Origin of the sequence: Janthinobacterium sp. BJB304, assembly GCF_002735765.1 — a bacterium.
Taxonomy (GTDB): Bacteria; Pseudomonadota; Gammaproteobacteria; order Burkholderiales; family Burkholderiaceae_D; genus Janthinobacterium.
Window position 1 is genome coordinate 99,536 of record NZ_PDZN01000015.1, and the last position, 21,423, is coordinate 120,958.

18 protein-coding genes are annotated in these 21,423 nt (G+C 61.9%); 12 read left to right on the top strand and 6 right to left on the bottom strand.

The features are described from left to right. The 9 genes from rimM (at nt 1) to CSQ95_RS18390 (ending at nt 7,242) form a co-directional block, all read left to right on the top strand. The gene (rimM, locus tag CSQ95_RS18350) at nt 1-558 is read left to right on the top strand and encodes a ribosome maturation factor RimM (RefSeq protein ID WP_099410550.1); all 558 of its coding nucleotides are present in this window, start codon (nt 1-3) and stop codon (nt 556-558) included. Between the two features lie 50 nt (nt 559-608). Continuing rightward, on the top strand, nt 609-1,355 hold the full coding sequence (gene trmD, locus CSQ95_RS18355) for a tRNA (guanosine(37)-N1)-methyltransferase TrmD (RefSeq protein WP_099410551.1): 747 nt from the start codon (nt 609-611) through the stop codon (nt 1,353-1,355). Nucleotides 1,356-1,486: 131 nt separating this feature from the next. Beyond that, nucleotides 1,487-1,870 (top strand): 50S ribosomal protein L19, encoded by a 384-nt coding sequence (gene rplS, locus CSQ95_RS18360; RefSeq protein ID WP_010395528.1) that lies wholly within the window; start codon nt 1,487-1,489, stop codon nt 1,868-1,870. 80 nt (nt 1,871-1,950) lie between these two features. Continuing rightward, nucleotides 1,951-2,610, top strand: a complete 660-nt coding sequence (locus CSQ95_RS18365) for a CoA pyrophosphatase (RefSeq protein ID WP_099410619.1) — start codon at nt 1,951-1,953, stop codon at nt 2,608-2,610. Nucleotides 2,611-2,707: 97 nt separating this feature from the next. Then, the gene (locus tag CSQ95_RS18370) at nt 2,708-3,667 is read left to right on the top strand and encodes a CobD/CbiB family protein (RefSeq protein WP_070221851.1); all 960 of its coding nucleotides are present in this window, start codon (nt 2,708-2,710) and stop codon (nt 3,665-3,667) included. Between the two features lie 223 nt (nt 3,668-3,890). Beyond that, a complete protein-coding gene (locus tag CSQ95_RS18375; RefSeq protein WP_070221850.1) occupies nt 3,891-4,226 on the top strand; it encodes a DUF3579 domain-containing protein in 336 nt (111 codons plus the stop codon). An 82-nt stretch (nt 4,227-4,308) separates the two neighbouring features. Beyond that, a complete protein-coding gene (locus CSQ95_RS18380; protein WP_099410552.1) occupies nt 4,309-4,758 on the top strand; it encodes a CBS domain-containing protein in 450 nt (149 codons plus the stop codon). A gap of 205 nt (nt 4,759-4,963) precedes the next feature. Continuing rightward, on the top strand, nt 4,964-5,782 hold the full coding sequence (locus CSQ95_RS18385; RefSeq protein WP_099410553.1) for an AraC family transcriptional regulator: 819 nt from the start codon (nt 4,964-4,966) through the stop codon (nt 5,780-5,782). Continuing rightward, nucleotides 5,779-7,242, top strand: coding sequence for a carbon-nitrogen hydrolase family protein (locus tag CSQ95_RS18390; protein WP_099410554.1), 1,464 nt, complete (start codon nt 5,779-5,781; stop codon nt 7,240-7,242). The genes CSQ95_RS18385 and CSQ95_RS18390 overlap by 4 nt, the downstream gene beginning before the upstream one ends. Before the next feature lie 193 nt (nt 7,243-7,435). On the opposite strand, the gene CSQ95_RS18395 is transcribed toward CSQ95_RS18390, so the two are convergent. Beyond that, nucleotides 7,436-8,176 carry a GntR family transcriptional regulator gene (locus CSQ95_RS18395; protein WP_070221847.1) on the bottom strand — a complete coding sequence of 247 codons (741 nt, stop codon included), beginning with the start codon at nt 8,174-8,176 and terminating at the stop codon, nt 7,436-7,438. 387 nt (nt 8,177-8,563) lie between these two features. Between CSQ95_RS18395 and CSQ95_RS18400 the strand changes: the two genes are divergently transcribed. From CSQ95_RS18400 to CSQ95_RS18410, 3 genes are all read left to right on the top strand, one after another. Next, the gene (locus CSQ95_RS18400; RefSeq protein WP_099410555.1) at nt 8,564-11,224 is read left to right on the top strand and encodes a TonB-dependent receptor; all 2,661 of its coding nucleotides are present in this window, start codon (nt 8,564-8,566) and stop codon (nt 11,222-11,224) included. 202 nt (nt 11,225-11,426) lie between these two features. Further along, complete coding sequence (locus CSQ95_RS18405; RefSeq protein ID WP_180279097.1) at nt 11,427-14,141, top strand: TonB-dependent receptor; 2,715 nt, start codon at nt 11,427-11,429, stop codon at nt 14,139-14,141. Between the two features lie 64 nt (nt 14,142-14,205). Beyond that, on the top strand, nt 14,206-15,327 hold the full coding sequence (locus CSQ95_RS18410) for an acyltransferase family protein (protein WP_099410556.1): 1,122 nt from the start codon (nt 14,206-14,208) through the stop codon (nt 15,325-15,327). On the opposite strand, the gene CSQ95_RS18415 is transcribed toward CSQ95_RS18410, so the two are convergent. From CSQ95_RS18415 to CSQ95_RS18435, 5 genes are all read right to left on the bottom strand, one after another. Beyond that, on the bottom strand, nt 15,324-16,523 hold the full coding sequence (locus tag CSQ95_RS18415; protein ID WP_180279098.1) for a DUF5009 domain-containing protein: 1,200 nt from the start codon (nt 16,521-16,523) through the stop codon (nt 15,324-15,326). The two genes, CSQ95_RS18410 and CSQ95_RS18415, sit on opposite strands and share 4 nt — an antisense overlap. Nucleotides 16,524-16,603: 80 nt before the next feature. After that, a complete protein-coding gene (locus CSQ95_RS18420; protein WP_099410558.1) occupies nt 16,604-17,920 on the bottom strand; it encodes a M48 family metallopeptidase in 1,317 nt (438 codons plus the stop codon). A gap of 159 nt (nt 17,921-18,079) precedes the next feature. Continuing rightward, complete coding sequence (locus tag CSQ95_RS18425; RefSeq protein ID WP_099410559.1) at nt 18,080-19,213, bottom strand: ABC transporter ATP-binding protein; 1,134 nt, start codon at nt 19,211-19,213, stop codon at nt 18,080-18,082. Between the two features lie 14 nt (nt 19,214-19,227). Further along, nucleotides 19,228-20,550, bottom strand: a complete 1,323-nt coding sequence (locus CSQ95_RS18430; RefSeq protein WP_099410560.1) for an MFS transporter — start codon at nt 20,548-20,550, stop codon at nt 19,228-19,230. A 26-nt stretch (nt 20,551-20,576) separates the two neighbouring features. Then, nucleotides 20,577-21,413 carry a carbohydrate ABC transporter permease gene (locus tag CSQ95_RS18435; RefSeq protein WP_099410561.1) on the bottom strand — a complete coding sequence of 279 codons (837 nt, stop codon included), beginning with the start codon at nt 21,411-21,413 and terminating at the stop codon, nt 20,577-20,579. Nucleotides 21,414-21,423 lie beyond the last annotated feature (10 nt).

Below are 21,423 nucleotides of genomic sequence, written 5' to 3' on the forward strand. Positions count from 1 at the left end.
TTGACGGTCAAGACTGCATCCGGGGTGAAAGTCCCCGATGACCTGGTACAGGTAGGCTATGTCTCCGGTGCTTATGGCATTGCTGGCGGGGTCAGGGTCACTCCTTTCTCCGACGATGCGGATGCATTATTAAGCGTCAAAACCTGGTGGTTTGATAAACCGACCTTGCATGATGTTCAAGTCAGGCAAGCGAAGTTACACGGCGGCGACGTCGTGGCCCAGCTGGTGGGTGTGGTCGGGCGGGATGCCGCAGAAGCGCTGAAAGGCGTGTCTGTGCAAATTCCGCGTAGCCATTTCCCGACGCTGTCGGCCGATGAGTTTTATTGGTCCGATCTGATCGGACTGACAGTCGAGAATTTGCAAGGCGAGTGCCTCGGCACAGTGCACGACATGATGAGCAATGGTCCGCAGTCGATCTTGCGCGTTACGCCCGTCGCCAGTGCCGATGAGACCGTTGAAAAGGCGCCTGAGCGCCTGATCCCGTTTGTTGGCCAGTTTGTCATTAACGTTGACAAGGCTGCCAGCAAGATCACGGTCGACTGGGGCCTCGATTATTAAACCGCCTGCGCATAACTTTGCGCCGGGCAAACGTTGCAGGATGGTGAACGATGCAATTTGATGTCGTGACCCTGTTCCCGGAAATGTTTGCCGCGCTGACGCAGTCGGGTGTGACCCGGCGCGCCTTCGAGCAGGGGAAATGTGGCTTGTCCTTGTGGAATCCCCGTGATTTCACGACCGACAATCACCGTACCGTGGATGACCGCCCGTATGGCGGCGGCCCCGGCATGGTGATGATGGCCCGTCCCCTCGAAGCGACAATTAATGCCGCCAAGCAACGTCAGGCCGAATTGGGACTGGCGGCGCCCCGCGTGGTGTTCATGTCGCCGCAAGGCCGTCCGCTGACGCACGCGCGCGTCACGCAGCTGAAAGCCGAGCCTGGCCTGGTGATCCTGTGTGGCCGCTATGAAGCCGTGGACCAGCGTTTGCTGGACCGTTGCGTCGACGAGGAAATCAGCGTCGGCGACTTCGTCCTGTCGGGCGGTGAATTGCCCGCCATGGCGCTGATGGATGCGGTGATCCGCCTGTTGCCCGGTGTCTTGAACACGGAGGCATCGGCCATCGAGGACAGCTTCGTCAATGGCTTGCTCGATTCGCCGCACTACACGCGGCCGGAAACATACGAAGGCATGGCCGTGCCGCCCGTCTTGATGGGTGGCAATCATGCCGAGATCGTCAAGTGGCGCCGCCAGCGCATGCTGGAAGCGACCGCGACAAAGCGGCCTGACCTGCTGGTCAGTGCACGCGCCGCCGGCTTGCTCAGCAAGACCGACGAAAAATTCTTGGCCAGCCTGTAAGCCGTCTCCGGACGGCCGGCAGGGTGGCCAGTAGTGCCGGGCATGTTGCCCATATTGTGTTACCCATCCTCTACCGGGCGGATACTTGCTATCCACAGTGCGCCGGCATGATGGTTTTCGGAGTTATAAAAATGGACTTGATTCAACAATTAGAGCAGGAAGAAATTGCTCGTCTGGGTAAAACCATTCCTGAATTCGCACCAGGCGATACCGTTATCGTCAGCGTCAACGTAGTCGAAGGCACGCGCAAGCGCGCCCAGGCTTACGAAGGCGTCGTTATCTCCCGTCGTAACCGTGGCCTGAACTCGAACTTCATCGTTCGCAAGATCTCGTCCGGCGAAGGCGTTGAGCGTACGTTCCAACTGTACTCGCCGCTGATCGCTTCGATCGAAGTGAAACGCCGTGGTGATGTTCGCCGCGCCAAGCTGTACTATCTGCGTGAGCGTTCGGGTAAATCGGCGCGTATCAAAGAAAAATTGCCAAACCGCCGCGTTGTGGCGAAAGCAAGCGCGTAATATCAGCGTCTGCGTTGGGAAAAGGGGTACCGTATTGGTGCCCCTTTTTTTATTCTGAATTGCTAATGGGACAAGCTGCCATGGCCACCATCGCATTTGATCCAAAACAACTCGCCATCGATTCGATCGCCGGCGAGGCGGCGCTGGACGCCGTGCGCCTGACGCCGGACTGGCTGCGCCAGCGCCTGGCCGAACAGCCTGACTGGCAGCCCGAGATCACCCAGGATTTCCTCTCCGCCCGCGCCGTTCCCGTGCGCGCCGCCGTCCTCATTCCCCTGGTGCAGCGGCCGCAGGGCTTGACCATTTTGCTGACCATGCGCACCGACCACCTGAGCAGCCATGCGGGCCAGGTCAGTTTTCCCGGCGGTCGCAGCGAACCGTTCGATGGCTCGCCCGTGGCCACGGCCTTGCGCGAAACGGAAGAAGAAGTGGGCCTGGCGCGCGAGCACATCGAAGTGCTGGGCTGCCTGCCCGACTACCTGACGGGCACGGGCTACCAGGTCAAGCCCGTGGTGGGCCTCGTGACGCCGCCGTTCGAACTGCGCGCCGACCCGTCCGAAGTGGCGGAAATCTTCGAAGTGCCGCTGGCTTTCCTCATGGATGGCATCAACCATCAGCGCCTGTCGGTGGAATTGCCGGGCGGACGGCGCTCGTTCTACGCCATGCCGTACGAGCGTTTCTACATTTGGGGCGCCACGGCCGGCATGCTGCGCAATCTGTTTCACCTGCTGCGCGCGTAAAATGGCGCCGCGCACGTAATAAGTTTGATTCCAGCACGGCACTGCGCTATCGTAGCGGGCATTGCGGTATTGCTGAAAAAGACAAAAAGGACGTTTGATGACATTTCTCTCCATACTTTGCGCATTGCTGATCGAGCAGCTCAAACCTTTGCGCGCGGATAATCCCATCTACGCCGAAATCAAGAGCCTGGCGATGCGCATGGAGACCTGGTTCAATGCCGGCCACGCCAGCCACGGCCGCATGGGCTGGTTCCTCATGATCGGCGCGCTGATGGTGCCGACGGCGGGCGTGTACTGGATCTTGCTCCACTACCAGCTGACCCTGCTGGCCTTTGCCTGGAACGTCCTCATCGTCTACCTGACCCTGGGCTTCCGTCATTACAGCCATTACTTCACCTCGATCCAGCTGGCCCTGAGCGCCGGCGACGAAGCGACCGCGCGCACCTTGCTGGCCGATTGGACCAAGCTCGACACGGTGGGCATGGAAGCGAGCGAGATCGCCCGCATCGCCGTGGAAAAAGCCCTGATCACCACGCACCGCAATGTGTTTGGCGTGTTCTTCTGGTTCCTCATGCCACTGGGTCCTGCCTGCGCCGTGATGTACCGCGTGGCCGAATACCTGGCGCGCGCCTGGAACGAGCCCGAGCACATGCGCAATGAAGCGTTCGGCCAGTTCGCCGCGCGCGCCTTTTACTGGATCGACTGGATCCCCGTGCGCCTGACGGCCGTGGCGTTTGCCGTGGTCGGCAATTTCGAGGACGCCATCTATGCCTGGCGCAATTTCGCCCAGCGCTGGCAGGACGAGTCCATCGGCATCATCCTGACGGCCGGCGGCGGCGCCATGGGCGTACGCCTGGGCACGCCAGCGGAAACGGCCGCGCGCGTGCTCGTCACGCCCGACATGGCCGTCGACGACAGCGACAGCGAAAGCGATATCCTGCCGGGCGAAGAGCCGGGCGCGCGCGCCTTGCAGAGCACGGTGGGCCTCGTGTGGCGCGCTTTGCTGCTGTGGATGCTGTTGCTGCTGTTGATGTCGGGCGCCGTTTTCCTCGGCTGACGCGGGCGCACATGCGCCATCCATGCGCCTTGCGCGTGGAACAAGGTTAAAATAGGGGCTGGCGCGCAAGCGTGCCGGCCCCTGTTTGCATCGTCAGGGCAGATCGAGGTAGAACCCAAGTCTTCTATAAGATATAATACTGGCTTACCGCAGCAAACGTAGTTGACTACCAGCCCGGCTTACCCGCCGGGGCCATTCACGCAATCCAGTCCCGACAAGCCACATGGCCGAGTTATCTCAAAAAACAGGGGAGCTCTCAGACGAGTTCTTCATCCTTGGTCTCACCAGCAATGGCAAGCAATTCCGACCCAGCGATTGGGCCGAGCGCCTTTGTGGAGTGATGTCCTGTTTCAATCCCGACGGTGGCGGGCGCAATGCGCACCTCCAGTATTCGCCCTACGTGCGCCCGACCGTCGTCAATGGCGTCAAGTCGGTGGTGGTCAACACCAAGCTGCGCGAGATCGAGCCGATGGCGTTTCACTTCGTGCGCGAATTTGCCAAGGATAACGACCTGCAGATCGTCGAAGCCTGCTTCCTGCCGCCCCCCGAAGAAAAATAAGACCGTTTCATTTGATTTAGCGCAAAGCCGGCCACGGAGGGCTGGCGTAGCGTTGGCACTCTGCCTCAAACGGAGTGGCGACATGCGCATCGGCGACATCTGCACCCTGCATACCATCCATTGCCAGCGCGACAGCAGCGTGCAGGACGCGGCGCTGCTGATGCGCCAGCACCACGTGGGCGACCTGATCGTGGCCGAACAGCCGAATGGCGAGCGCGTCCCCATCGGCATCCTCACCGACCGCGACATCGTCATTTCCGTCATCGCCCTCGGTCTCGACCCCGCCAGCCTGCTGGTGGGCGACATCATGAGTGCGCAGCTGCTCACGGCCAGCGAAGACGAAGACGTCTACGACATCATCGAACGCATGCGCGTCAACGGCATCCGCCGCCTGCCCGTGGTCAACAGCCTGGGCGCGCTTTCCGGCGTCGTCAGCATCGACGACTTGCTGGCCTTCCTGGCCCAGGAGATGGCCGAGCTGGCGCGCATCAGCAGCGGCCAGCTGGTCCACGAAAAGCGCACCAGAAAATAGGAACACCTGTCAAAACCTGCTGCGCGTCGCGCTTTGCGGCCGGCGATGCTCACCGCACTAAAGTACGGTTGCGCTTCTCAGCCACAAATCACTGCCGCTCGCTACGGTTTTGTCAGGTGTTCCGCTAGCCCGTATTGCGCAATTCCGGTCAAGCCACGGCTTGCTGAAAATGCTACAGTCGCTGCTCGTTCAACGGGAAGCGCTCATGCACTATCTGGCCAAGGCACTCTGGTATATCGAATCGCATTATGCGGACGATCTCTCGCTCGGCGATATCGCCCACGTGGGCGGCGCTTCGCCATGTCATTTGACGCGCGCGTTCGGCCTGGCCACGGGCCACTCCGTGATGCGCTATGTGCGGGCGCGCCGGCTCAGCGAGGCGGCACGCGCGCTGGCCCTGGGAGCGCAAGACATCCTCGCCGTTGCCCTGGAAGCGGGCTACAGTTCCCATGAAGCCTTTACGCGGGCCTTTCGCGAGCAGTTCCATGTCACGCCGGAAAAGGTGCGGGCCCAGCGCCACGTCGCCGACCTGGCGCTGGTGGAAGCCATTAAAATGGATGTGGCGCCTGGCGTGCCTTTGGCGCCGCCCCGTTTCGAGCAAGGGCCCGCCTTGCTGGTGGCGGGCCTCGTTGAGCGGTATTGCGCGGAATCGTCTGCCGGCATTCCCGCCCTGTGGCAGCGCTTCCTGCCCCATGTGGCGCCCGGCCAGCTCGTGTATGGCGTGTGCTGCAACAATGACGACGCGGGCAATTTCGATTACCTGTGCGCCATGCCGGTCAGCGATTTTTCACAGTCGCCCGATGGCTGGACGCGACTGCGCATCGCGCCGCGGCGCTATGCCGTGTTTCATCACCGCGGGCATATTTCCACCATCCGCGCCACCTGGCGCACGGTGTGGAACGAGTGGCTGCCCCAGTCGGGACTGGAAGTGGCCGACGCGCCCGACTTTGAACGCTACGACCGGCAATTCGATCCCGCCAGCGGCGTCGGCGGCGTGGAAATTTGGCTTCCCCTGAAAGCATGAGCATGCCCGATACCTTGTCTGCGCCGGCCCTGTTCGCCGGCACCACCGCGCTGCGCCGTCGCCTGTCGCAAATCGCCGCCGCGCTGGCGGCGGGCCTGCCCCTGTACTGGGTGCTGGGACCGCAGCCGCTGGGCCCGCTGGCCTGGTGCGCGCCGTTGCCCGTGCTGTGGCTGGCCCTGTGCTCGTCGCGCCGCGATGCGGCCTGGATGACCTTCCTGGCCACCGTGCTGGGTCTGTCATCCAACTTCAGTTATTTTCGCCTGCTCATGCCCTTGCCGGCCGTGCTGACCGTGATCACCGTCAAGGCACTGCTGTGGCTGCTGGTAGTGCTGGCCACGCGGCGCCTCGTGCTGCGTTACCGGGCGTCGTGGACGGTGCTGGCGTATCCCGTGCTGTGGGTGGCCATCGATACCCTGATGGCGGCCTTGCTGCCCGATGGTAACTGGGGCAGCCTTGCGTATTCGCAAGCGGACAATGTTGACATATTGCAGGTGGCGGCCCTGGCCGGCGTGCCTGGCCTGCTGTTTCTGCTGTGCCTGGCGCCGTCCGCGTTCGCCTTGCTGCTGGCCGGCGGGCGCGCGTATGCGCCAGCGGCGGGCGCGACGTTGCTGCTGCTGGCGGCTGCGTTTGGCGGTGGCGCCTGGCGCGTGCAGGGCGCACCGGCAGCAAGCGGGCCACTGGCGGGACTGGCGGCCATCGACGACTTTATCGGCCCGGCCACGCCGCCGGCACGCGCGCAAGCCGTCTGGGACCAGTACGTGCGCCACGTCGAACAGCTGGCCGGGCAGGGCGCCAGGCTGGTGCTGTTGCCGGAAAAGATAGCCGTGCTGGCGCCCGCGCAGGCGGAAGCCGTGCGGCAGCGCTTCCAGGCGCTGGCGCGCGGCACGGGCGCGTGGATTACCCTGGGCATCGGCGTGCAAGACGCTGCCGGCCGGCGCAACCTGGCCTGGCTGTTCGCGCCCGATGGCGCCGCGCCCGTCAGCTATCAAAAACATCACCTGGCGCCGCCCGAGCGTGATTTTCTTGCCGGCAGCGCGTATGCCGTGCAGCCGGTGGCGGGTCTGGCCATGGGCCTGGCCATCTGCAAGGACATGCATTTCGCGCCCCTGGGGCAGACGTATGGCGCGGCCGGGGTGCAGGCGATGCTGGTGCCGGCCTGGGATTTTCAGCTGGACGGCTGGATGGGCGCGCGCATGACGGTGGTGCGCGGCGTGGAAAACGGTTATGCCGTGCTGCGCGCGGCGCGCGAGGGGGTACTGACGGTCAGCGACGCGTATGGCCGCGTGCTGGCGGAACGGGCCAGCAGCGTCATGCCGGGCAGCACCTTGCTGGCGCCGTTGCCGGCGCACCCGTCCGTCGCCACCTGGGCTGGATGGCTGGGGCCGCTGTTCGGCTGGCTCTGCGTGGCGCTGGGCGTGATGCTGCTGTGCGCGGGACGCCGCACCATGCCTTCTTCCTGATGGGAAAAGTCAGATTTTGCTGCAACGCGCAAAAACGCATTGCGCAGCCCTTTTTATATTCTCCGTACGCAGGTCAGATAATCGCCGCCGATTCATTCGCCATGGCCGTGCATATAATAGGCGTGATGGCGGCATATATATTGCACTGCAATAAATGGTGTTATCTGGTATTCGTGAAATGCGGCGATTGGTATTAATTGGTACTTAATTCAGCCACGAAGTCATACATATCGCCGCGGAAGTAGGAGCGGCAAAATTCCACGGCGCGGCCATCGCGCAAAAAGCCCAGCCTTTCCACCGACAAGCCCGCGTCGCCTTCCTCCGCCTGCAGCAGGCTTGCCTGCTCGCCCGTCAGCAACAGCGCGCTGAGGCGCTGCAGGGCGCGCACGGGCCGGTTGCCCGCCTGTTCCAGCGCGTCGTACATCGACACGTCGACGGCGTCGAGCGCCGGCAGGCAACTAGCGACGATGGTCGCGTATTCCAGGCACATCGGTATTTCGTCCGCATAGCGGATGCGGTGGAAGCGGTACACGGGCGCACCCGGCGACAGCCGCAGGCGCAAGGCTTCTTCCGGCGTCACGGTGCCCTCTGCGCGCTTGAGCCACACGCTGCGCGGCGTGCGTCCGCGCGCCCGCATATCCTCGGAAAAAGAGGTCAGTTTTGCGAAGTTTTTCTCGATACGCGTATTGATGAAATTGCCCGAGCCGGGGCGGCGCACCAGCAAGCCTTCGTTGACGAGGCCATCGATGGCCTTGCGCACGGTAATGCGCGAGACGGCCAGGTCGCTGGCCAGCTGGCGCTCGGCCGGCAGGGCTTCGTCGGGGCCGAGGATGCGCTTGTCGATCGCTTCGCGCAGCGCGCGCTGCAGTTGCTGGTACAGGGGCAGGCTACTCGTCTGCCCCAGGCCTTGCATGATGTGAGCCAGGGTTGTCATACGCTGAAGGTCTCCGTTACGGCGCGTTGCAGACGCGCTCTGTATCTGTTTTATGTCGCTGGATAATACCAAAAAAGACCGTTATAAAACCAATTTGAATTATCAGGGCGGCAATTTATGCCTGCCCTCGCTGGTATTTACCCCGCTCACACGGGCTACAAATTGATTTCGCTGAAGTGGTCTGTGTGATTCAAACAACGTTATAAAAAAAAAGTTGCAACTGGTAGTGTTCTGGTATTGGATAGTAGTATATTGGCGTTGAATTGGTTTTGTAAGTGGTTGTGCCGAAGGGTCTGCAGCATGCCGCAGTAGTAGGCGGGCTGGAAAGAAGACCTACGTTAAAAATGAAAAGGTTCCAATCCTGGAGCCTAAATCAAGGGGGAGTACATGAAACGCAATTTGACACCTGCAGCTGCCGTCGTGAAATCCGGTTCGCGTAGCCGTACGCCGATCGCTGCGGCCGTTGCCGTGATGGTCGCCGGTCTGTCCTTTTCGGCGCAGGCGCAGGAAGCGCCTGCCGAAGACGTGGCCACCGTGGTGACGGTGACCGGCGTGCGTGCCTCGCTGGAAAAATCGCTGAAGCAAAAACGTAATGCGGATTCCGTGGTGGAAGTAGTCACCGCCGAAGATATCGGCAAGATGCCAGACCGTAACGTGGCTGACGCGATCCAGCGCCTGCCAGGTGTGAATACCCAATCGTCGGCCGGCGGCGAAGGCGGCTTCGGCGAAAACGACCGCGTCAGCCTGCGCGGCACCAGCCCCAGCTTGCAGCAAACCCTGTTCAACGGCCACGCCATCAGCACCGGCGACTGGTTCGTGCTGAACCAATTCGGCGGCAACGTGGGCCGCAGCAGCAGTTTTTCCTTGCTGCCATCCGAGCTGGTGAGCTCGGTAGTGGTGAGAAAGAGCGCCACCGCTGATCTGGTGGAAGGCGGCGTGTCCGGTGCGATCGACGTGATCACGCGCCGCCCGCTGGAGTTCAAGAACAAGTTGACGGCCGAAGGCTCGATTCAGGCCAACTACAATGACCTGTCGGAGAAAACCCAGCCCCAATTCTCCGGTATGGTGAACTGGAAAAACGACGACAATACGCTGGGGATCATGGTGCAGGGTTTCTCGCAAAAGTCGGAAGTGCGTCGTGATGGCCAGGAAATCCTCGGTTACACGGCGATTTCTGCCGACAAGGCTGCTGCGCAGGCGCATCCTGATCTGGTGGGCGTACTGGCCCCTACCTTCATAGGCGCGAGTTTCTTCCAGCAAAAGAAAACCCGTGAGGGTGGTGCGTTTGATATCGAGTTCAAGCCGAACAAGGATCTGACGCTGGATTTGAATGGATTCTATTCGCAATTGAAGGCGCCGCATTCGAATACCAACCACCTGGCCGCGCCGAGTGGCTCGATCAATGCGGGGATGGTGCCGACGTCCTACACGGTGCGCAATAATACGCTCGTGGCGGCGAACTTCACGAAGAATGCCGGCGAGGTCGACAATATTTATCGTCCGGACGCAGGCGGTGAAACGTACTATCTGGACTTCAACTTCAAGTACCGCGCCAGCAAGGACCTGACCTTCACCGGCAAGCTGGGCAAGACCCACGGCGTGGGCTACGACCGTGATGATGTGTACTACCAAAACAAGGTCGATGGCGGCATGAACTATGCGCTCAATGGCATGAGTCCGGCTACCGTTTCCTATCCGGGCGGCACGACCACGGCGCCATTGGGCACGGCGTGGATCGGTGGCGGGGAATCGCAGTCGGTCGACAAGGAACTGTATACCCAGATCGATGGCGAATTGCGCCTGTCGAGCGGCATTTGGGATTCCATCAAGTTTGGCGCGCGCTTCACCGACCATAAACGTACCGCCGAGCACCCATTTGAAACGGGGCCTGGCGCGACAGGTCTGGACAGTGCCGGCCCCATCTGGAACGGTACGCTGTATCCGGGTAATTTCGCTTCCAACCTGGGCGGCAATTTGCCTACCAACTATTTCCGCTATGACGGCGATGCCCTGGCAAAATGGGCGGCGATTCCGGGCAACCGCAATCCTGACCGCGTCGCTCGCCACAACTGGCGCGATGAATTCAAGCTGCAGGAAAAAACCCAGGCAGTCTACGGTATGGCTAATCTGACCGGCGATAACTGGAGCGGTAACTTCGGCGTGCGCGCCGTCCATACCAAGCAGTCCACGACGGTGAATGCCAGCGGCGGTCCGATCACAGGTTCCGCATTTGGCGCCTACTCGCAAAACACTTATGATCGCAGCTATAACGACTTCCTGCCTAGCGCCAACATCAAGTTTGATGTCCGCAACGATCTCGTTGTGCGCGCGGCATTGGCCAAGACCATTGCGCGCCCTGACTATAGCGCGTTGGGCGGCGCCGTATCGCTGAATGAGGATTCCCTGAGTGGTACCAAGGGCAATATCAACCTCAATCCTGTGCGTTCGAACAATGCCGAAGTCAGCGCCGAGTGGTATTTCGCGCCAAAATCGGCGGTCTCGGCCGGCATCTTCTACATGGATTTGAATTCGATCGTGGCGCAACGTAACGTCAACGCCACCTATTTCAATACCAAGGTTGGTGCTGACAGGGTGTTCCAGGTGACCGAGTCCTACAACACCAAGGGCAAGAACAAGGGCGTCGAGTTGAGCTATCAGCAACCGGTGTTCGGTGATTTCGGCGTACTGGCCAACTACACCTACGCCGACGGCAAGCTGAACGATGGCAGCGAATTGCTGAACGCGTCGAAAAACACCTATAACCTGACCGCTTTCTACGAAGCACACGGTTTTAGCGCGCGCCTGGCCTACAACTATCGCTCGGCCTACAAGGCCGGCGTGGACCGTGGCGCCAGCCAGCACGTCGACGACAGCAGCACGCTGGCAGGTTCGCTCAACTACAAGATCAACGAGCACTTCACGATCACGTTCGATGCGCTTAACCTGACCAACGAAACCATCAAGATGTACGCCGAAAACAAGGATCAGCCACGCGCGTTCTACAGCAATGGCCGTACCTTCTACCTGGGCCTGCGCGGCAAGCTGTAAGCAAGACGATCCGGCCTGATGCACCCGCGTCAGGCCCGGTCTTCCTCGGTCTTTCAAGGCAAGTTCCTGTTTCAGGGGCTTGCCTTTTTTTTCGGCGCTCCCGCCGGTCTTTGTCCCTTTCTGCTGCACCCCGTCGTTTGCCGTCTGTACTCATCCATAAAACCGTCCCGCCAGCGCGGCGGGCATCCATAACGAGGAGTCTATGAACAGCCGTTTGCATCCCGTATTACACCCCATCGCCGCCGCAGCCGCTTTGTTGTCCATCAATATGGCGGCACAGGCGCAGCAAGCCCAGTCCGCCTCGCCGGCGATGCAGGAAGTCGTCGTTACCGGTATCCGCGCTTCGCTGGAGCAGTCGCTGAGCCAGAAGCGAAACAGCGATTCCGTGATCGACGTCGTCAGTGCGGAAGACATCGGCAAGTTGCCCGACAAGAACGTGGCCGATGCCGTGCAGCGCGTGCCGGGCGTGAATATTTCCTCGTCGGCCGGCGGCGAGGGCGGCTTCTCGGAAAATGACCGGGTCAGCATCCGCGGCACCAGTCCCAGCCTGACGCAAACCCTGATCAACGGCCACGCCGTGGGTACGGGCGACTGGTTCGTCACCGACCAGGTGGGCACCGTGGGGCGCAGCGTCAGCTTTGCCTTGCTGCCGTCGGAAATCGTCAGCCGCGTCACCGTGCAAAAGAGCGCGCAGGCGGACCTGGTGGAAGGCGGCGTGGCTGGCTCCATCAATATCGAGACGCGCAAGCCCCTCAGTTTCAAGCAGCCGTTCACGGCCGAGCTGGCCGTGCAAGCCATCTACGCGGACTTGCCGGGCAAGACCGATCCGCAAATGAATGCCCTGTTCAACTGGAAGAACGAAGCGAAGACCATGGGCGTGCTGTTCCAGGTGTTTTCCGAGAAGCGCCACGAACGCCGCGACGGGCAGGAATTCTTCGGGTATGGCGCCATCGACGCCGACAGCCCGGCCGCGCAAAAGCATCCGGAACTGGCCGGCGTGCTGGCGCCGCTGGGCATCAACTCGGCCCTGTTCGAACAGGTACGCAAGCGCCAGGGCGGCAGCATCGATCTGCAATTCAAGCCGACGTCTGATTTGATGCTGGACGTCAACGGCTTCTATTCCAAGCTGGACGCAGCCAATTACAACCGCAGCTTTTATAACCAGCCGGGCGCCAACCTGAATGCCGTCGACAATGACGGCAAGCATGTGGGTGTGATTCCCAGCGCGTTTACGGTCAAGAACAATACCCTGGTGGCAGCCGATTTTCCCGCGTCGCAGTTTCCTGCCGCGAATGCCACCACGCCGTACAACGGTCAGCTGTATCCGGCCCTGGTGGACCAGATCTACCGCCCCGGCTCGAACTCGTCGACCGCCTACATCGACTTCAACGGTAGCTACCGCCCCAGCGAGCGCCTGCGCATCACGGGCAGCCTCGGCTACACGCGCGGCATCGGCGAAACACCCGTCGACCTCGGCTATGAGGCGGGCTTGACCGGTGTGGGCGTGTCGTACCAGCTGAACGGCCTGTCGCCGGCCAGGCTGAATTTCCCTGGTCTCGACATTTCCAGGTTATCGAATGCGGTAACGGCATCGGCCTGGGGTTCCCACGTGGAAACCCTGGACACGGAAAAATACGGCCAGGCCGAAGGCGAGCTGAGCATGGATTACGGCGTGCTGGAATCGCTGAAGTTCGGCGCGCGCTATACGGAACACCACCGCAATGTGGCGTGGCCGGAAAACCGCAGCTGCGCCGTGTGCGACGGCACCACGAATGCACCCTTGCCGAAGTGGAATGGCGGCACCTATCCCGGCGACTACGGCAAGGGCCTGGGCGGCAATGCACAGGGACGCTACTGGCAGCTCGATCCGGCCGACCTGGTGGCGTGGGCCAACAAATATGACAATACGGGCGGGCCGAACTCGCGCAACTGGCCGGCCGAACTGGACGTGAAGGAAAAGGATAGCGCGGCCTACATCATGGCCAACCTGGCAGGCAACAAATGGCGCGGCAACGTGGGCGTGCGCGTGGTGCGCACGCAGCAGACGACGGTGACGAACGTACCGGGCGGCGAGAACCCGATCGGTAAGGAAAACATTTTCGGCAGCTACACGCCCACCGTCGTCAAGCACAACTACACAGATGTGCTGCCGAGCGCGAACATCAAGTTTGACCTCAGCAAGGATCTGGTGGCCCGCGCGGCGGTGGCGAAAACCATGGCGCGCGCCGACTACAGCGCCCTGGTGGGCGCCGTCAACCTGAACGACCAGTTGCTGACGGGAACGGGCGGCAATCCGGACCTGAAACCGATACGCTCGACCAACTACGACGCTACGCTGGAATGGTATTTCGCTCCCAAGGCCATGCTGTCCGTGGGGGCCTTCTACATGGACATGAAATCGTACGTGACGTTTGGTACGACGCCCGTGAGCTACTACAATAATACCTTCAAGAAATTCAACACCTATGTGATCCAGTCGCCGACGAATATCGGCGCCAAGAACAAGGGTGTGGAACTCAGTTACCAGCAGGGCTTGTGGGGCGGTTTCGGCGTGGTGGGCAATTACACCTATACGAATGGCAAGGCCGACGATGGCGCCGCCGTGGTCGGCAGCTCGCGCGGCACCTACAACCTGGAAGGCTATTACGAGGACGAGCGGCTGAGCGCGCGCCTGGCCTATACCTACCGCTCCAGCTTCCTGGCCGGCCTGTTCAGCAGCTCGCCCCAGTATGTGCATGGCGTGGGCAACCTGGCCGCATCGCTCAACTACAAGATCGACGAGCGCTATTCGCTGACCTTCGATGTGCTGAACCTGAACAATCCGGTGCTCAAGTATTACGGCGCCAACCAGGACCAGCCGACGGCCCTGTATTCGAATGGCCGCCAGTTTTACTTTGGCCTGCGCGCCAAGTTGTAGTTTTTTTTACTGGCTTTCCGCCACAAGCGGGAAGCTGGTTTTTATCTTTTTGAATTGTTTGACCATGACTATTGCACCTCAACGCTACCTCGCCCTCGACGTCCTGCGCGGCCTGACCGTCGCCCTGATGATTGTCGTCAATACGCCTGGCGACTGGGGCGCCGTGTATGCGCCTTTCCTGCATGCCGAATGGCATGGATTTACCCTCACGGACCTGGTCTTTCCCAGCTTTTTGTTTGTCGTCGGCAATGCGCTGGCCTTTGCACTGGGCAAGTATGAACACCTGGGACACGGCGCCGTGCTGGCCCGGCTGTGCAAGCGCAGCGCGCTGATCTTTCTATTGGGCTTTTTGCTGTACTGGTTTCCCTTCTTCAAGATCGACGACGCGGGCCAGTTCGCCTGGTCGCCGCTGTCGCACACGCGCATTCCCGGCGTGCTGCAGCGTATCGCCGTGTGCTATCTGGCCGCCGCCCTTATCCTGCATTACGGGAAGACGCGCGGCGCGCTCGTCTTCAGCGCCTGCGCCTTGCTCGGCTACTGGGCCATCCTGGCCTGTTTTGGCGACTACAGCCTGCACGGCAATGCGCCGGCCAAGCTCGACCTATTCCTGTTGGGCGACAGCCATTTGTACCACGGCGAAGGCATCGCCTTCGACCCGGAGGGCGTGCTGGGCACCTTGCCGTCCATCGTCAATGTGATTGCTGGCTACCTGGCGGGCAGCTTCGTGCGCCAGGCGGCGCCGGCGCAATTGCGTTCCAGCCTGGTTCGGCTGGCCGTGGCCGGCGTCATCTGCGTGGCCGTGGCCCTGTGCTGGAACGAAGTTTTTCCGATCATCAAGAAGCTGTGGACCAGCTCTTATGTGATGCTGGGCATCGGCCTGGACTTGCTGCTGCTGGCGCTGCTGATGTTCATCATTGACGTGCGTCAAATGACGTGCTGGACCTACTTCTTTGAAGTCTTCGGCAAGAACACCCTGTTCATCTACCTGGTGTCGGAAGTGCTGGTGATCATCGCGTTTACCGTGCGCATCGGCGGCGGCAACCTGTATCAGTGGCTGTACCAGCACTGGTTCACGGGCTGGGCGCCGGCGCGCATGGCTTCCTTACTGTTTGCCGTCAGCTTCATGCTGCTGTGCTGGCTGATCGCCTACGCAATGGACAAGCGCAAGATCTACATCAAGGTCTAAAATTTCAATTTCAGCCCGTAACGCGTGGCCAGGGCAGTGAAAAACAGCATCAGGGCGGTGACGGCGGCCGCGTTCCACAGTCCGGCCGCGCCGCCCGTTGCCAGATACGGCCACCAGAAGGGCGGCAGGTGCAGCACGGCCGCCAGCTGCTGCCACAGGTCGGGCACGATGTAGGCGAACAGGGCATTGGTGCCGGCCGGCAAGAGCACCACGGCCCAGGCGCGCCAGCGCCACACGTCGATGACGATGTAAAACACGAGGAACAAGGCCAGGATGAGGGCGCTGCACACGAGCGTGTAGGACTCCGTCGCCGCGATCTTGTTGATGTGGTGATACGGCCGCAGCAGCATGCCGGCCGCGAACATGCCCAGCGCGAACCACGCCATGAAGCGGACGCGCTGCCCATGGCTCAGGGCGGCGCCGCGCAGGAACAGCTGGCCCACCACGGTGCCGGCCAGTACATTGGCTGCCGTCGAACCGAGCACCTGCGGCACGTTGACGAAGGCGTTGACGCCTGCCGGCAGGAAATCGAGGCTGCCCGCCATGCCGCCCATATACAGCATGAGCAGCAGGGCGAACATGCCCATCAGGGCCGTGCCGCTGCCCCGGCACGCCAGGTACAGCAGGCTGCACAGCAGGTAGGACCAGCCTATCATGCCGAGGATGCCCCACCAGGACGGCTGCAGCCAGGTGCTGGAAAATTCGCTGTTCAGCTCTCCGCGGAACGTCGCCAGCAGGAACAGCATCAGCGCGCCGCCCACGGCCAGCTCCAGCTTGCCCGCGCCCTGGCGCCACAGCAGGATCATGGCCACGTAAAACAGCAGGAAGTAGACGGCGTGCGGCAGCGGCGCTGCCTGCGCATCGTAGCGGTAGGCATTCGCCAGCACCACGCCGGCCAGCATCAGGCTGGCGGAGCGCCACAGCAGGCGTCCCAGCAGGGCGGGCGTGACGTGGCCGCAATGGCGCTGCGAGGCCAGCGGTATGGCCATGCCGACCATGAACAGGAAGCCGGGAAAGACCAGGTCGGGCAAGGTGATGCCGTCGGCGCGGGGCCCCGCGTGTTCGAGCCACCAGGCGATGCCGGGCATGCCGGCCAGATAGTTGACCCAGATCATGACGACGATCACGCAGCCGCGGAAGGCATCCAGGCTGGTCAATCGTTCAGGTACAGGTGCGGAGGCGGTGGCTGGCGGCATGGGGGAGTGAAAAAGGTCGAAAAAAAAGCAGCCCCGGCGTGAGCCGGGAACTGCCTTGCGCATGCTGGCGGGAACAGGAATTACTGTGCCGCTGCTGCCGGTGCCGCCGCTGCCGTGGCAGGACGGTTCAGCCACAGGATCCAGTAGCGGGCCAGGTCGCCCACGCCGTCGCCGCCCTTGACCGTTTCCAGGACCTTGATGGCGTCATCTTTCTTGCCAGCCATGGCGTAGGAATAACCGAGGCGCAGCTTGGCGTCTTCAGGACGCTTCAGGCCGCCCTTGGCGATGCCTTTCTGGATCAGGTCGATACCTTTGTCGAACTGGTCCATCGTCACGAAGGCGTAGCCGAGGTTGATCAAGCCCGTGCCATCCTTGCTCTTCATGGCCGACGCTTCGCCGCTGGCGATGTTCTTCGCATCGTCGGCGGCAGCCTTGTTGGCCTGGTCGCGCAGTTTCTTGTGCTTGGCGGCATTTGCTCCCGTGCCCAGTACGCCTTTGGCAAAGCCGGCGTCCAGCACTTTTTTCGCTTCCGTCGGGAAGGCGTTTTGCAGGGCGATTTCAGCCATGTCGCTGTAATCTTGCGGCGGCATGGTGCCCACGGCCTTGAATTGCAGGCGCAGCACGTCGAGCGCGAAGCGGTCGGAATAGCCGGCCTTGCCTTGCGTGCGGCTCAGCAGATCGCTCCAGTAGTCATCCGACGGGTAGTAGCGCACCAGGTTTTCCATGGCGACCAGGTAGGTGGCCGGGTCCTTGCTTTTCGAACCCGTGTTGGCCAGCAATTGCAATTCTTCGATGGTCGGCGTCTTGCCCGCTTGCTGCTTGGCCGTCAGGTCGGCCATCAGTTCCTGTTTCGCGCGCGCGAAATCATTGCTGAAGTAGTAGGCGCGGATGATGTACGGGCGCATGGTGGTCACGTCGCCTGTTTCCGTTTGGTAACGGGTGAACCACTTGATGGCGTTCGGATAATCCTTGGCGTTGTAGTGGTAGCTGGCCAGCGCCTGGATGAAGTCGCCCTGGGCTTTCTTGTCCAGCTTGCCTGATTCGATGACCGCTTCCAGCGCCGTCATGGCCATCGGTGCATTGTTGGTGGTCGACGCCAGCGCCACGCGCAGGCGGTTCAGCACGAACGTTTCATACGGCGTCAGGGCGGGAATGGCGGCAGCCTGGTCGATGCGGCTTTGTACGTCGGCGTAGTTTTTCGCATCCATCGATGCCTTCACGGCAACCGGATCGAGCAGCTTGAACACTTCAGGACGTACCGAATCGGCCGGCGCGGCGACAGGCGCACCGGCGGCTGCGGCCGGCTTGGCATCCTGCGCGTGCGACAGGGCTGGCAGGACATTGAGGCCGATGGCGGCCAGGAGCAAGCTAAGACGGGCAAGACGGAATTGGGACATGGGTTATCCTTCAATCAATAACAAAAATACGCTCCGGTACTGGCTGCCGCAACAGGGTGCGGCGGCATTTGCCGGGGGCAGGGAATCTAAAAAAACACGTATTCTGCCATCCTGACCGCACAAGTCAAAGGGCGGCAGCATGGTAAACAACGGCTATTGTCACATAAACGGCTGGGCTGGAGCGCCAAACGTGCGCGCCAGGGCTTGCCCTTTGGCATCGAACAGCAGGCAGCGCTGCGGCGGCAGATGCAGGCGCATGGCGTCGCCCGCCTGGCGCAAGCCCTCCTCGGCCGGCAGCTTGACGGCCAGCATCTCGGTCACGCCCCGCATGCTGGCGTAAACGATGGCCACGTCGCCCAGGTATTCGACGTGGCTGACAGTGGCGTCGACGACGTTGTTGTTCGTCGTCGCCCCGTCCTGCAGGCTGACATGCTCGGCCCGCACGCCCAGGGTCAGCTGGTTGCCCGGCGCCACAGCGTCACCTTGCGCCTCGATGTCGATCACGGCGCCGCCAGGCAGGCGCACGGCCACCGAGCCGGGGCCGCAGGCCACGGCCTCGCAGGCGATGAAGTTCATCTTCGGCGCGCCGAGGAAGCCGGCGACGAACAGGTTGCCGGGATTGTTATACAACTCGTGCGGACTGCCCACCTGCTCGATGCGCCCGCCGTTGAAGACGACTATGCGCTCGCCCAGGGTCATGGCTTCGACCTGGTCGTGCGTGACGTAGATCATGGTCGTCTTCAACTCCTGGTGCAGGCGCGAAATTTCCACGCGCATCTGTACGCGCAGCGAAGCATCGAGGTTCGACAGCGGTTCGTCAAACAGGAAGACCTTGGGCTTGCGCACGATGGCGCGGCCGATGGCCACGCGCTGGCGCTGGCCGCCCGACAGGTCCTTCGGCTTGCGTTTCAACAGTGGCGTGATCTGCAGGATGTCGGCCGCGCGCTCGACGGCGGTGCGCACCTCGGCCTTTTTATGTCCGGCCAGGGAGAGGGCGAAGGCCATGTTCTCGTACACCGTCATGTGCGGATACAGGGCGTAGCTCTGGAAGACCATGGCCAGGCCCCGCTCGGCCGGCGCGATATCGTTGGCCAGCTGGCCGCCGATATGCAGCTCGCCGTCCGTGATGTCTTCCAGCCCGGCGATCATGCGCAGCAGGGTCGATTTGCCGCAGCCGGACGGCCCCACGAAGACGACGAATTCGCCGTCGCGGATATCGAGGTCGATGCCGTGGATGACGGGGTGCTTGTCGTCGTACAGCTTGACGATGTTCTTTAAAACGATGTGTGCCATGGGTTGTGCGATTCCTAGCTGGCGCTGGCCGGCGCGGACGTGGCGCCGGCGTCAGACGGGTCGGAGGTATCCTTCGGGCCGATGCGCATGAAGCGCGACAGGATCAATACGGGCACGGCCGACACCAGCACCCACAGGAAAAAGGTCTTGTAGCCGAGCGCCGTCTGGATGTCGCCGCTGATCATCTTGAACAGCACGAAGCCCAGCTGCATCACGCCGGTGGCGAACGCATAGTGGGCCGTCTGGTACTTGCCGACAGAAACCACCTGCATCATGAACAGGATCAGGCCGACGAAGCCGAAGCCATAGCCGAACATTTCCACACTGAGCGCGGCCGTGATCAGGGTCAGGTCGGTCGGCATGCTGTGGCTCAGGTAGTAGAACACCAGGTTCGGCAAGTTCATGGCCAGGATCAGGAAGAACATGGCGCGCTTGAGGCCCAGCCACGACGTGAAGTAGCCGCCGCCTATGCTGCCCAGCAAAAAGGCCACGGTGCCGGCCGTGCCGTACACGGCGCCCACTTCCGTCGTCGACAGGCCGAGTCCCCCCAGTTCGCGCGCTTCGCGCAGGAACAGCGGGCCGATGGTCTGCACTTGCGCCTCGCCCGCGCGGAACAGGATGATGAAGGCGATCATGCCCCAGATGCCGGGTTTTTTCAGGAAGTCCACCAGCACGTCCCACAGGGTGCGGCTGATGCCGGCCACGCTCTTGTCGGCCACGGCCGCATTGCGCACCTGCGGCAGCGCCCACAGGTGGTACGCGGCCAGCGACAGCATCATGGCGCCGATGATCAGGAAGATCACCGACCAGGCGGGCTGGATGCCGATTTTTTTCTCCAGGTAGCCGGCCAGGATCACCAGGCCGCCCAGCGAGATGAACTTGCCCGCGTTGAAGAAGGCGCCTTGCCAGCCGGCGTAGGCCGCCTGCTGCTTGTCCGACAGACTGGCGATATACAGGCCGTCGCAGACGATGTCGTGCGTCGACGAGGCCAGCGCGGCGACGAACAGCACGGCGATGCAGGCTGCAAACCACAGCGGCGTTTGCAGCGCCAGCGCGATCAGGCCCAGGCTCAGGCCACCGGCGAACTGGAACAGCACCACCATGGTCTTCTTGCTCGACGCCAGTTCCAGGAAGGGACTCCACAGCGACTTGAAGACCCAGGCAAAGCCGATCAGGCCCGTCCAGCGGGCGATCTGGTCGTTCGGCACGCCCATGCTCTTGAACATCAGGCCGGCCACCAGGGCCACGGCGTAGAACGGCAAGCCCTGGGCGAAGTACAAGGTCGGCACCCAGGAAATCGGGCTGCGTTTGCCAATGTTGGTGCGCTTGTCGTGCATGGAGGCTTCCTTATCGAGAGATGTTTTCATTTGACTGCGCCGTCCATGCCGCGCATGAAGAAGCGTTGGGTAAACAGGAAGGCGAGCAGGGTCGGCACGATGGTGATCAAGGTGCCGGCCGCGATCACGCGCGTGCTGCTGCCGAAGGTGCCGCGCAAGTACAGCACGCCCACCGACAGCGGGAATTCATCGGGCTTGCTCATGACGATCGACGGCCAGATGTACTCATTCCACGATTCGACGGCCGTCAGGATGCCGACGGTGGCCAGCCATGGCGTAATCAGCGGCAGCATGATGCGGCTGAAGATGACCCATTCGGACGCGCCATCGACCCTGGCCGCGTCGATCAGGTCCTGCGGCACTTCCTCGAACGCCTGCTTGAGCAGCAAGATGGCCACGGCCGTCACCACGTTGGGCAGGATCACGCCCGTGTAGGTGTCGACCAGGCTCATTTGCGTGATGGTGATGAAGTTGACGAGAAAGTTCACCTCCGACGGCAGCACCAGGGTGGCGAGGATCAGGCCGAACACCAGCTTGCGGCCACGGAATTTCAGGCGCGCCAGCGGATACGCGGCCAGGGAACACAGCAGCAGTTTCCAGAACACGGTCAACACGGCGATCAGCACGGAGTTCTTGAAGAACGACCAGATGGGAATCGCGTTGAACACTTCGATGAAGTTCTCGAAGGACGGCGCCTGCGGCCAGAAGGTGGGCGGGAAGGCGAAGATATTGCCTTGCGTGGAAATGGCCGTCACGAGGGTCCACCAGAACGGGAAGACGCAGACGAGGGCGATCGCGCACAGCACGGCATAGTGGCCCAGTATGTGCAGACGGGTTTTCAGGGGACGGGAACGTTTTTGCATGGTCTTGTCC

Excerpts from the sequence above, each read along its gene's own strand:
- trmD (WP_099410551.1), top strand. The coding sequence starts at position 609 with ATGCAATTTGATGTCGTGACCCTGTTCCCGGAAATGTTTGCCGCGCTG.
- rplS (WP_010395528.1), top strand. The coding sequence starts at position 1,487 with ATGGACTTGATTCAACAATTAGAGCAGGAAGAAATTGCTCGTCTGGGT.
- CSQ95_RS18365 (WP_099410619.1), top strand. The coding sequence starts at position 1,951 with ATGGCCACCATCGCATTTGATCCAAAACAACTCGCCATCGATTCGATC.
- CSQ95_RS18370 (WP_070221851.1), top strand. The coding sequence starts at position 2,708 with ATGACATTTCTCTCCATACTTTGCGCATTGCTGATCGAGCAGCTCAAA.
- CSQ95_RS18375 (WP_070221850.1), top strand. The coding sequence starts at position 3,891 with ATGGCCGAGTTATCTCAAAAAACAGGGGAGCTCTCAGACGAGTTCTTC.
- CSQ95_RS18380 (WP_099410552.1), top strand. The coding sequence starts at position 4,309 with ATGCGCATCGGCGACATCTGCACCCTGCATACCATCCATTGCCAGCGC.
- CSQ95_RS18385 (WP_099410553.1), top strand. The coding sequence starts at position 4,964 with ATGCACTATCTGGCCAAGGCACTCTGGTATATCGAATCGCATTATGCG.
- CSQ95_RS18390 (WP_099410554.1), top strand. The coding sequence starts at position 5,779 with ATGAGCATGCCCGATACCTTGTCTGCGCCGGCCCTGTTCGCCGGCACC.
- CSQ95_RS18395 (WP_070221847.1), bottom strand. The coding sequence starts at position 8,176 with ATGACAACCCTGGCTCACATCATGCAAGGCCTGGGGCAGACGAGTAGC.
- CSQ95_RS18400 (WP_099410555.1), top strand. The coding sequence starts at position 8,564 with ATGAAACGCAATTTGACACCTGCAGCTGCCGTCGTGAAATCCGGTTCG.
- CSQ95_RS18405 (WP_180279097.1), top strand. The coding sequence starts at position 11,427 with ATGAACAGCCGTTTGCATCCCGTATTACACCCCATCGCCGCCGCAGCC.
- CSQ95_RS18410 (WP_099410556.1), top strand. The coding sequence starts at position 14,206 with ATGACTATTGCACCTCAACGCTACCTCGCCCTCGACGTCCTGCGCGGC.
- CSQ95_RS18415 (WP_180279098.1), bottom strand. The coding sequence starts at position 16,523 with ATGCCGCCAGCCACCGCCTCCGCACCTGTACCTGAACGATTGACCAGC.
- CSQ95_RS18420 (WP_099410558.1), bottom strand. The coding sequence starts at position 17,920 with ATGTCCCAATTCCGTCTTGCCCGTCTTAGCTTGCTCCTGGCCGCCATC.
- CSQ95_RS18425 (WP_099410559.1), bottom strand. The coding sequence starts at position 19,213 with ATGGCACACATCGTTTTAAAGAACATCGTCAAGCTGTACGACGACAAG.
- CSQ95_RS18430 (WP_099410560.1), bottom strand. The coding sequence starts at position 20,550 with ATGCACGACAAGCGCACCAACATTGGCAAACGCAGCCCGATTTCCTGG.
- CSQ95_RS18435 (WP_099410561.1), bottom strand. The coding sequence starts at position 21,413 with ATGCAAAAACGTTCCCGTCCCCTGAAAACCCGTCTGCACATACTGGGC.